Annotated in this window: 12 protein-coding genes; 3 read left to right on the top strand and 9 right to left on the bottom strand. The window is 41.7% G+C overall.

The annotated features are described in order from the left end of the window. Positions 1 to 32: 32 nt before the first annotated feature. The gene (locus BN1135_RS21700; protein ID WP_082186807.1) at positions 33 to 674 is read right to left on the bottom strand and encodes an HAD family hydrolase; all 642 of its coding nucleotides are present in this window, start codon (positions 672 to 674) and stop codon (positions 33 to 35) included. A 20-nt stretch (positions 675 to 694) separates the two neighbouring features. Next, positions 695 to 1,525, bottom strand: a complete 831-nt coding sequence (locus BN1135_RS14360; protein ID WP_052443846.1) for a class I SAM-dependent methyltransferase — start codon at positions 1,523 to 1,525, stop codon at positions 695 to 697. Between the two features lie 65 nt (positions 1,526 to 1,590). Here BN1135_RS14360 and BN1135_RS14355 point away from each other — a divergent pair, with 65 nt between their 5' ends. The 3 genes from BN1135_RS14355 to BN1135_RS21690 are packed head-to-tail and all read left to right on the top strand — an operon-like array spanning position 1,591 to position 4,101. After that, positions 1,591 to 2,304, top strand: a complete 714-nt coding sequence (locus BN1135_RS14355; RefSeq protein WP_042022235.1) for an NUDIX hydrolase — start codon at positions 1,591 to 1,593, stop codon at positions 2,302 to 2,304. Between the two features lie 41 nt (positions 2,305 to 2,345). Further along, entirely contained in the window at positions 2,346 to 3,392 is a 1,047-nt protein-coding gene (gene pseI / locus BN1135_RS21695) for a pseudaminic acid synthase (protein ID WP_082186806.1), read from the top strand. Positions 3,393 to 3,438: 46 nt separating this feature from the next. Beyond that, a complete protein-coding gene (locus tag BN1135_RS21690; protein ID WP_082186805.1) occupies positions 3,439 to 4,101 on the top strand; it encodes a class I SAM-dependent methyltransferase in 663 nt (220 codons plus the stop codon). Between the two features lie 59 nt (positions 4,102 to 4,160). On the opposite strand, the gene BN1135_RS14345 is transcribed toward BN1135_RS21690, so the two are convergent. From BN1135_RS14345 to BN1135_RS14315, 7 genes are all read right to left on the bottom strand, one after another. Continuing rightward, positions 4,161 to 6,248 carry a motility associated factor glycosyltransferase family protein gene (locus BN1135_RS14345; RefSeq protein ID WP_042022232.1) on the bottom strand — a complete coding sequence of 696 codons (2,088 nt, stop codon included), beginning with the start codon at positions 6,246 to 6,248 and terminating at the stop codon, positions 4,161 to 4,163. Beyond that, positions 6,248 to 6,577 (bottom strand): hypothetical protein, encoded by a 330-nt coding sequence (locus BN1135_RS14340; protein ID WP_042022229.1) that lies wholly within the window; start codon positions 6,575 to 6,577, stop codon positions 6,248 to 6,250. Before BN1135_RS14340 ends, BN1135_RS14345 begins: the two co-directional genes overlap by 1 nt. Continuing rightward, a complete protein-coding gene (gene fliS / locus BN1135_RS14335; RefSeq protein ID WP_042022228.1) occupies positions 6,577 to 6,999 on the bottom strand; it encodes a flagellar export chaperone FliS in 423 nt (140 codons plus the stop codon). Before fliS ends, BN1135_RS14340 begins: the two co-directional genes overlap by 1 nt. 25 nt (positions 7,000 to 7,024) lie before the next feature. Further along, positions 7,025 to 8,428 carry a flagellar filament capping protein FliD gene (fliD, locus tag BN1135_RS14330; protein ID WP_175479079.1) on the bottom strand — a complete coding sequence of 468 codons (1,404 nt, stop codon included), beginning with the start codon at positions 8,426 to 8,428 and terminating at the stop codon, positions 7,025 to 7,027. Between the two features lie 24 nt (positions 8,429 to 8,452). Further along, positions 8,453 to 8,875, bottom strand: coding sequence for a flagellar protein FlaG (locus tag BN1135_RS14325; RefSeq protein ID WP_042022224.1), 423 nt, complete (start codon positions 8,873 to 8,875; stop codon positions 8,453 to 8,455). A gap of 42 nt (positions 8,876 to 8,917) precedes the next feature. Next, complete coding sequence (locus BN1135_RS14320) at positions 8,918 to 9,817, bottom strand: flagellin N-terminal helical domain-containing protein (RefSeq protein ID WP_042022221.1); 900 nt, start codon at positions 9,815 to 9,817, stop codon at positions 8,918 to 8,920. 382 nt (positions 9,818 to 10,199) lie between these two features. Continuing rightward, positions 10,200 to 11,099 carry a flagellin N-terminal helical domain-containing protein gene (locus BN1135_RS14315; protein WP_042022219.1) on the bottom strand — a complete coding sequence of 300 codons (900 nt, stop codon included), beginning with the start codon at positions 11,097 to 11,099 and terminating at the stop codon, positions 10,200 to 10,202. Positions 11,100 to 11,239: the final 140 nt, after the last annotated feature.

The raw sequence follows: 11,239 nt of genomic DNA, 5'->3' as shown, positions 1-11,239 counted from the left end.
TGAACCTTTTACATACATCTAGCCACTCAGAATCACGAATCACCAAATAATGAAACCTTTAACTCGACTAAAGAGCATACATATTTAAAATCGCCTTTTTTTTCCTGTTGACAACTGGGCACATCTGTAAGTAAATAGGTCATAATACCTGCTTGAAAGGACGATGTAGCACCTTGGATAGAATCCTCCACCGCAACAACATCGCGAGGATATAATCGAGATTTTTTCAATGCCAACAGATATGGATCAGGATGAGGCTTCCCAATATTTACATCTTCACCATCGACAATTAAATCAAAGGTATCTTTCATATCATTAATATCTAACCATGCCTCAACCCTACTTCTCTTATTGGAAGTTACGATAACCAATCGACATGAATGTTTCACAGCCTCATGAATCAGCTCGACCATTCCTATACTGGGGGGGGAATTAATGTACATCTCATCTATTAAAAGATTATACTCAGCAAGCAATGATTGATTGCTTTCAGGTAAATGATGCCAATCCTTTAAACAACGAACAACTTCGGTTAAAGGAGGACCATTTAGCTTTTCAAATTCAACAGTAGATGCCTGTATATTTCTTCTAGATAAAAATAAAGAATATATATGAAACATTGATTCCAGACTTTGAACCAGTGTCCCATCAAAATCAAAAAAAATTCCTTTCATGCATTTACCTTGACAAAATATTATTGCTTGCGATATAGATATAATCTATTTTGACCATAATCACCTAACATCTCATCCCCATTTTCAGTTAAGGCACTTGATAATTTTGCCGCAGCTTCAACGATGGGATTTTCATAGTCTACTTTTCCACCATTAATCATGGGCAGGAGGACATAGAGCACGACATCATGCAATGTTGAAAAACAGTTACTTTTTACTTTGAAGAACCCTAATGAATTTAATTGATTATTAACTAACTCTTCATTCATAAAGTGATTAAATTCTGCCGGTTCTCTTTTTTCAAGGCCACCAAGAGTTCGTAAATAATTTTGTCTTGAGTAAGAGCCAGTAGAATTTTCAAGCATTAAAATATATCCACCTGATTTTATTTTTTCTGCGATGTTAGCAATAGCATTCATTTGCAGAATGTCCGTATTTAAATTTATTAGGCAACGGACAGTAAAAATCAAATCGTATTGCTCACTAAGACACTCCAAATTGAGAACATTACCAACACTAAAATTTATTGATTCTTTCTCGATTAGTTTACTCTGCCTAAGCTGCTCTGCAGATGAAATCATCTCATCAATGAAATCTACTCCCTCATATTTATACTCTGGAAAGACTTCATATAAAGAAAAAAGATTGTGGCCATTACCGCAACCTATTTCCAAAATGTTAGCATTAATAGGAAGCGACCCTTTCAAAGATGATATGGTTTTTGCTAACTCAGCCAACTCGATCAGTTTTGCTGTTCCTGTTTTCGTGGTGGCTCGTAGTTCCGTGCCATAAGTAACAGCCCAATTTTTCCAGTGTTCATGAATCTGAATCAAATTCAACTTGTCTTTCATAAGTTTACCTCCTAATATACTTCTGCTAAGATAGCATGAATTTCTACTTTAAGGAAACATACAACATGTTAAGCGTGTATGCGTTTTCAGACAATGCAGTGCTTTTCATAGAGAAATACCGAATAAAACATGATGAAACCCTACTTCCCATAGTAGATGAAATTTGGAATCTGGCGCAAGATAACAATAGTAACTTGTTTGATGGGGTTATACTCTCCTGCATATCAGATTCATCAAATAGAATTACGTCTGTTATCGATAATTACAAATTTTTCTTTTCAAAAAGAATCCAACCAAAAATTCTTGAAAAAATAAAGATAATGCCTATTGCAGTTTCTGGTATTATGGAATGTAGAGACGGTTTTGTTTTTGGAAAACGATCTAAATTCACAACCCAAGATGCAGGACTCTGGGAGTTAGTGCCAAGTGGGGGGTTAGATGCCTCCATAATAAAAGACAATGATATATACGACTTCAAGAAACAATTACTGACTGAGCTACATGAGGAAATTGGTGTAAACCAAAATATGGTCCGCACAATAACTCCTTTTTGTTATGTTATTGACAAAGATGCATCTGTACTCGATATCGGTCTCTATATTTATAGTGATGTAAGCCAAGAGGAGATTCTTGGTTGTTTCCGAACAGTTAACTCTTTCGAGTATGAATCAATTATCTTCATCCCCAGAAACACTATTCTTGATTTTATTAAAATAGAAAGACAAAATATATCTTCTATTTCTGTTGCCATTATGGAATTTTTCTTAAAAAAAAGATAAGTTAACAAGCATACATTAACAGTTCAAGTGAGTATTTATCTATGGTTCCTTTCTCTATTAATGGCCGTCTTATTGACCAGAATTCACCACCTTACATCATTGCTGAATTATCAGGTAATCATAACGGTGAACTGGACAGAGCATTGGCACTGGTAGATGCTGCCGCTGATGCTGGTGCTGATGCTATCAAACTGCAGACATATACAGCGGATACTATGACGTTAAACTGTGATCTGCCCGATTTTCACATCGAGGGAGGCTTATGGGATGGCTATACACTTTACGAGCTCTATCATAAGGCCCACACTCCATGGGAATGGCATAAGCCGATCTTTGAGAGGGCACATTCTCGTGGATTAACGATTTTCTCTACCCCATTTGACGAAAGTGCTGTTGATTTCCTAGAGAGCATAGGCACCCCAGCTTATAAAGTTGCTTCATTTGAAATTACCGACATACCTTTACTTAAATATATTGCTAGACAAGGGAAGCCTGTTATTATTTCATCTGGAATGTCCACCGAAAAAGAAATATATCAGGCGCTAACAGTATTACGTGAGCATGGCTGTACACAAATACTGCTCCTTCATTGTGTAAGTGGCTACCCTACTCCTCTTTCAGATGTAAACCTCAAACGCATAACTCGTTTGGCTGATACATTTTCAGTACCCGTAGGCTTATCCGACCACACTTTGGGTAACACTGCGGCACAGCTCGCAATAGCTTTAGGAGCAGTAGCTATTGAAAAGCATCTTACGTTGGATCGCACGGATGGCGGAACAGATGCTGAATTTTCCTTAGAACCACACGAATTAAAAGAACTATGTAGTCAAACTCAACTCTGCTGGCAAGCCATGGGCTCAGGAGATAGTGGCAGTAACCAAGCGGAACAGAATAATCTGAGATTTCGTCGCTCTCTTTATTTTGTCACCGACATCCCTGCTGGCACAATAATAAAACCGGAACACATTCGGCGGATCCGTCCAGGCTATGGTTTGCCTTCTGATGCTCTGCCACAAATTTTGGGAAAAAAAGCTCGTCATGATATTCATCGTGGCAAAGCCGTTCATTTTGATGACATCTTATAATACCTTGTATGTTATTTTATGAGTCTTATATTAAAGGGTATATTGCATGAAACAAAAAAGTGTCTTCATGGAAAACGAGGCGGATGCATGGTATGAAAGAAATAAATTATGTATCAATAAAAAATCTGTAAAAAATGATCCTATATTCATGGCGCTACAAAGCATAAACTTTAAACCGAAACGAATACTGGAAATAGGTTGTGCCAATGGGTGGAGATTAGCGCAGTTTTCCGAATATTATAATGCTGACTGTTATGGAATAGATCCTTCAAAAATGGCTATTAAGGATGGCGTACAGTGCCATCCAGCATTACAGCTAAGTGTAGGTACTGCTGACCATCTACCAAAAATAGATCCTGTTGACCTGATTATATTTGGGTTCTGTTTATATCTATGTGACCCTCAGGATTTATTTAAAATTGCAGCAAATAGTGATAATTTATTGGCAGATAAAGGAATCATGGCGATTTTGGATTTTTGCCCTCCTACAGGACATTATCGAAACGAATATCAGCATCACGCCAATATGTTTAGCTATAAAATGAATTACAGTAGTATGTTCAGTTGGCATCCTAGTTATTATCGGATATTTGAGCACATCCAACATCATGATGGAAATTACGAACTGGATCCTGATGCTTTGATTTCAGTACAGATATTACAGAAAGACTCTCGACTTCTTGGCGCAAAAAACCCTTACCAAAAATGATGCAAAAAGGGAGGCTACACCTCCCTTTAAAAAAATATTCTCGTCACAGATGTACGCCATCACTTCCTAAAATAGGACATTATTTCATTATCAACCATATCAACACTTTCAAATGCTCGCGGATACATATTTCTTATCTTGGCTAAAAAATCCAACCATAAGTTTATTGCCGGTTTCATCAGCTCCATGGTTTTTTCTTCACCTTCAAAGGTGTAAAGAATAGAACTCAATATAGTGAATACATAGTTCATTGAACCAATCATAATCTGGGATATATGCTTTTGTCGAGTAGCTGAAATCTGAGAGAGATAGCCAAAATTGCGTAACATTAGCTGATTCACTTCATTCCTGGAGGAGAAATCCTGCTTCCACTCATCTACCATTTTGTTAATTAAAACATCAAAAAATTCAACATCCAAATATGGTTTGAAATCGTCTTTCGATAAGGGAATTGGTGCAGATAACTGCATAATTTGATGAAGCAATTCTGCTTTATTTATCACCTGTGATAAGTTTATTTCACGATCAGGAAAAGGCCTTGCTTTAGCAATTTTGGCACCATCGCTACAGTTAAAGCACTGCACATTTTCATTCGCAGCCAACACCTGCTCAATAACCCTACGAGAGGTATTAAACATTGCATTACTCGTCACAACACCACCGAAGTTACCCTCGTGTTGCCACTGGCTATCACCATACATCAAATCTCCAAGCACTTCAGCGCCCTCCTCACTATTGTAATAGGCACTAAACTTAGAGTGATGATGATCTTTGTATTTATATCCATTATCAAGACCAAAGAGATATATATTATTAAATCCAAGATGAATGGGGGTACTGATGCCAATATTACCGACTAATGGGTTTACACCACCAAGCGCAGCGTAATTTGGTAAGTGAGGAAAATTAACATGATATAAAATAACGCCTGGCTCACTGAGCTTAAACATTAGAGCCGACTTATCAAATAGTGTGGAGCAGTATGGATGAATGACATCAGTACTCAGAAAAATGATGTCTCGCAGGTAATCAGGATCATTCAAATTCACCAAAAAATCATAAACAATCTTAGTTCGCTCAGTTTCAACATGAATGTCAGGCTTAATACCTACTTTATGTAATGCTGATATAGCACTACCACACGAAATTAAGATAGCCTTATCTCTATTTTTTTCAATAACCGGAAGAGATGCGTCTAGAGATGGACCGTTGGCAATAACAAAAACGGGTGTTCGATTATATTTTGCTGGTATTCTTTTATCTTGAATCAAGAACGGAACGGCTCGTTCAATGTTATCTACAGTATGAGAAAGGGCTATCAGATTATCATCAAAGAACCCCCATCCCATTACCAATAGATAATATTCTTTTTGAATTCTTTCAATGAGCCTTCTTATTTTATCGTTTTGATAACCCCACATAATAAAGGCATTGGCAATAAGGAAAGAACCTCGACTATGAATTGCCGATGCAAAATCATTAAAAATAGTGTCTTCATCTTGGCCTAACAAAATATGTAAGCCTAAGTTCTCTTTATGAAGATAACCCAACAATGGAGCCCAGTCGAAACAGAATAGAGAAGCATAGAAGAGATCTAGATCTGGTTCAAAAAGAAATAGTGTTCCTATTTTACATTGCTCATAAAGATAACCAAGGTGATAACCCAATCCAATCCCAAAAACCAATGCACTGGGTACCTCTGTCGGTACTTTTTGTAGTAGTTCTTCTCGCGATGCAATGCTATCAAGATAGGCGTTGAGTTTGTTGAGATACTCCACATGCGTAAAACCGAGTGGATTAGCCTCTTGGCTAAATGAAAACTTAGAAAGCCCCCCTTTATCCATGAATTCTTTGACCAAAGTCTCACAAATCAAATATGGTTCATCACCATAGACGGCGATATCATCATCAACCCAAGCCATATTGGGCTGGCCATTATCATTACAAAAAAAACGAAATTGGCGAATTGGTTGATATGATTCATAGATATCTGCAATATAGGGGATATACTTACGAAACGCAGCAATATTCTGTGAGAATCGAAGTGGCAATGCCACCGACATGGCTGCCTCTTGCTCTGCCCGTTCTTTTAGTCGTAAAGCAACACTTTCTGCTTTTTTCAAAATGTCATTAATATTTTCCGACATCAGAACTCCTTGCTATTCACACTATAAATTTGCTTTGCTTTGCTCGCTAATCCAATCGAAGATAGCTTTTTAAAAATTACCTGATGGTGATCTGATGCCACTTTTTTCATGCTTTCTTCTTGTCTAGAAAGCACTGTAGCCAATAAAATCGCATCCTGTTTCAGGGTCGGGTCATTTTCAACCAGTAGTAACAAACGTTCAATCAAAGATTGCCGATAATCCATGCTAACTAGTGCTATATCATAGCTTTTGCTTGCCAGTAGAGATTCAATCTGCTCGTAGTTCTCCGTGAGCGCTTGCTGCAGAGAGGCTAATGCTAATGTGGCCATTACAACTCACCTAGCTGCTGTCTCATTTGATAGCCCTGTTGTTTAGCTAATTCAGGTAACTGATCCCAACCTGACTTGATCGTTACCATTAATGCCATAACCTCTTCAATTGGTGTGGTATCCAATGCCAAGCTAGCATCCCAAATCCGTTCATCCATGTAGGAATAAAGACTATACAGATTTTCCGCTATCGCACCTTGGCCCATATCAAGGGCATCCTGCAAGCCATGTAGTAAACCCTGAGCTTTGGAAACGGCAATAGCTTTCGCCTCCATATCCCGTCGCTCGATAGCTCCCTTGGCTTGAGCTAGCCTCTCAAGAAAACCTTGCATCATTAACTGAATGACTCGATGAGGGTCGGCAACGGCCAAATCAGCCGTTACGCTGGTTGCTTTGTATGCCTTTAAATTACGTTGATACATCACATGGCACCTCTACAGATAATACTTAGTTACTGTTACTTTTAACCTGTAACGATCTCAACGCTGATGCGGAGTTATTCATTTTAACCAATAATGCATCTAAGCTACCATACTGTGCACGTAGCGATGCTTCATACTTAACAAGCTGAGCACTTGATGTTGACTGCTTTTGATTCAAGCTACGCAAGTCAGCATTAAGTGTATCGGTACGCTCAGCCAACATACCGCCTGACTTGGTATATTCTTTTAAGCCCTTATTCATGGTGCCAGCAAGGCCATCATCACCACCAAACAACGCAACCACCTGATCAAAGTTTTTATCTACCGCCTGACCAAACTTTTCCTTATCGAGAGAGAGCTTTCCCTTGTTATCCATTTTGATGCCAATTTCGAAGATACTTGAATAAGTTGTACTCGAACCCGTTTTTCCTGTGATGGTATTAGCCATAAAGCTGCTAATTGTCCGTGTACTGGCATCACCAGCAAGTGCTCCGCCATCATCCTGTCTCACACCACCGGCAATACTGTTGCGCTTGCCCAGCGTATCCATCTTGTCCTGCAGCGCATTGTATCCATCGATAAATTGCTTCACCATATCCTGAATTGATGATTTATCGGTAGAGATGTCGACTTTGTTGGACTTTAGATCACCATTGCTATCTTTATCAGATACTCGGAGTATGGTTAGCTTAAGATCTTGAATAGAGTCATCGAAAACGTTAGTGTCACTTTTTAGGGTATTTCCGTCGACCAAAATCTCTGCACTGCCTGCAGCCAGGGTCTCACTCATAACACTTCCTGGTTGTCCAATTGAGAACATACCAAGCTCTGTGGTATTACCGCTAATAGTTAACCCTTTACCATCCCCGGAAATACCGGAGTCAATTATCAACTTTGCCTTGCCATCTGCAGTATTGACAATATTCGCACTCAATCCGAAATTATCACCATTGCTGTTAATACTCTTGCGAATACTTTGCAAGGTATCACCCGCTTTGACATCTACCTTAAATTCTTTGCCACCCGCACTGAACGTCAGTTGACCATCTTGAGTCACCAGTGGCGTTGTAGAACTGCCAAAAACCCCCTCTTGGCGACTGGTGGTCGCCAACTTATTGACGGTAATATTATACTGACCATTAGAACCCCCACTCTTACTCTCGACTTTCATAATGGGATTATCTTTATCTTGTGTGATATTGATTGCCCGCTTGTTGAAAGCACCTGGTTTGCTCAATGTATCGAGAATATCGGTGAAGGTAGTGAGGGATGACTTGAGCTGACCAATGCCAGAAAGCGCGATCTGGGTGCTGTTTTGCTTTTTGATGATTGGTTGTTGCAGCTGTGCCTTCTTGGCCGCCACACTAGCCGCAATCACACTCTCGAGATCGAGCCCTGAACCGGCACCGGCAGAGGTAATCGCCATGATATCTTCTCCTCAAATTATTTCGATTTAAATCTCGCGATCTAGCAACAGACCGAGCTTGGGATTCGCCCCCGCCTCACCTTGACGCAAGGCCTGGATCCGCTTGTGAATGTCGATCAGCTCTTCACTAGGAATTTGACGAATCACCGACCGGGTATCCGAATCCATCACTTTGATTACCACTTGGCCCAAGTCTTGCTCAAGACTAAAGTTAACCGTCCATCCTTGCAATTGGCCAAATTCCTGCAAAAATTGTACCTGTTTTTCAAAATCCGCTTGATTTAGTGTCGGTAAAGGCTCTGCATTTTTCAAATGCTGATTCTTCCGTAGATCAACACCTAGCTCTTCCACTGGTTCAGAAAGCAGTTGAGCGGCCACTTGGCCGCTCTTGTCACTTAGCTGTACGGAAGCGCCATTGGCAGATGACAGATTGCCGAGTTCAGTTGCCATCTTATTTCTCCCATCTCAATCAGTCCGCTTAATAACCCGCTATTAACCAAGCAGGGACAGAGCAGACTGCGGTCTTTGATTAGCCTGAGCCAATACACTTGAAGCAGCCTGCTGGAGGATATTTTGCTTGGTCATATTCGCGGTCTCGGTCGCGAAATCTGCATCACGGATGCGAGAGCGGGCTGCGCTGACGTTTTCCGAGATGTTAGCCTGGTTGCGAATGGTAGAATCCAGACGATTTTGTACTGCGCCCAGCTCGGCTCGCTTGCCATCGACTATAGCCAACATGGCATCTGCTGCAGCAAGCACGTTCTGCGCGTTACTTTGGCTACTGATGCTGATCCCACCAGCACTACCGCCAACAAAGATGGCTGATACCAGCACGGTAGCCCCAGTAGCCGTCGTGATCGAGGTTCCAGCTGCGGCTGAAATTCCCGAGATACTAAAACCATCGGTTTGGGATAGGCTAAAACCGATTGTCTGGTTGGCATCAGCACCAACCTGAAAAGTACCACCGTAGGTACCATCCAATAATTTAGTCCCTGCGAATGTAGTATCTTTCGAGATACGGTTTATTTCAGAACCAAGCTGATCAACTTCTTTTTGCAGAGCTTCACGATCCTTGGCGGAGTTTGAGCCGTTGGCAGATTGCTGCGCCAGAGTGCGCATGCGCTGCAACATACCGGTCACTTCATCCATAGCCCCTTCTGCTGTTTGTGCCAGAGAGATTCCGTCATTGGCGTTGCGGTTACCCTGATCCAGACCATTGACCTGAGAAGTCAAACGGTTGGAGATCTGCAAACCAGCCGCATCATCTTTTGCACTGTTGATGCGCAAGCCTGATGCCAAACGGGTGTAGGAGGTATCCAAGGATTTGGTCGTATTCATCAAGTTACGCTGAGCGTTAAGTGATGAGGTATTGGTGTTAATGAACATGGCCATAATAAATTCTCCCGAAGAACATGCGACTGCGGGTTGCGTCGTCACAACAACACGACGGCCCACCGTTGAAGAGCAGGGTGAACAAGCCTGCCTCTTCTGGCGGGTACCTGTTTGAACGAACAGACTACCCGCAGCTATGCAAACGTTGGATTCCGAACACCCCTCGATTGCCTCATCTTTGTTAACGGCAGCCAAGTTCAAATCTTTAGGAAAATAGTTGCCAGAAACAGTTTGCTTTCTTTTGTAACTCTATCTTTTCCTCTATGTACTACCTAGCTGGGCTTGGTCGCTATGGAGTTGAGCCCAGTAGTATCAATAAAGACAAAACGGCCTGAAGTAGGCCGCTTTGTCTCAAGGTTAATTATCAAGAGCGAACAGACGATTACCCTAGCAGCGAAAGAGCTGACTGAGGACGCTGATTCGCCTGCGCCAGAACACTAGACGCTGCCTGCTGCAAAATATTCTGCTTGGTCATATTGGCTGTCTCAGTTGCAAAATCAGCATCCCGGATACGTGAACGGGCAGCACTGACGTTTTCCGAGATGTTCGCCTGGTTGCGAATGGTGGAATCCAGCCGGTTTTGTACTGCACCCAGCTCGGCTCGCTTGCCATCAACAACACCCAACATGGCATCGGCAGCAGCGAGAACTTGCTGGGCTCCGCTCTGAGTACTGATACTAATTGAGCTACCTGCGACAAAAATTGCGGTGACGTTGATAGCGGTACCAATCACAGTGCCTACGTCAACTGTGGTATTCGCTGCAGCCGCAATTCCCGAGATACTGAAACCATTGGCTTGTGACAAGCTAAAACCGATGGTCTGGTTGGCATCAGCACCAACCTGAAAAGTACCACCGTAGTTACCATCCAATAATTTAGTCCCTGCGAATGTAGTATCTTTCGAGATACGGTTTATTTCAGAACCAAGCTGATCAACTTCTTTTTGCAGAGCTTCACGATCCTTGGCGGAGTTTGAGCCGTTGGCAGATTGCTGCGCCAGGGTGCGCATGCGCTGCAACATACCGGTCACTTCATCCATAGCCCCTTCTGCTGTCTGTGCCAGAGAGATTCCGTCATTGGCGTTACGGTTACCCTGATCCAGACCATTGACCTGTGAAGTCAAACGGTTGGAGATCTGCAAACCAGCCGCATCATCTTTTGCACTGTTGATGCGCAAGCCTGATGCCAAACGGGTGTAGGACGTATCCAAGGATTTGCTCGTATTCATCAAGTTACGCTGAGCGTTAAGTGATGAGGTATTGGTGTTAATGAACATGGCCATAATAAATTCTCCCGAAGAACATGCGACTGCGGGTTGCGTCGTCACAACAACACGACGGCCCACCGTTGAAGAGCAGGGTGAACAAGCCTGTCTCTTCTGGCGGGTACCTGTTTGAACGAACAGACTACCCGCAGCTATGC

It is taken from the genome of Aeromonas sobria (assembly GCF_000820145.1).
Classification (GTDB): domain Bacteria; phylum Pseudomonadota; class Gammaproteobacteria; order Enterobacterales; family Aeromonadaceae; genus Aeromonas; species Aeromonas sobria.
The sequence above is the reverse complement of the archived record's forward strand: the minus strand, read 5'-3'. Positions and strand labels throughout refer to the sequence as shown.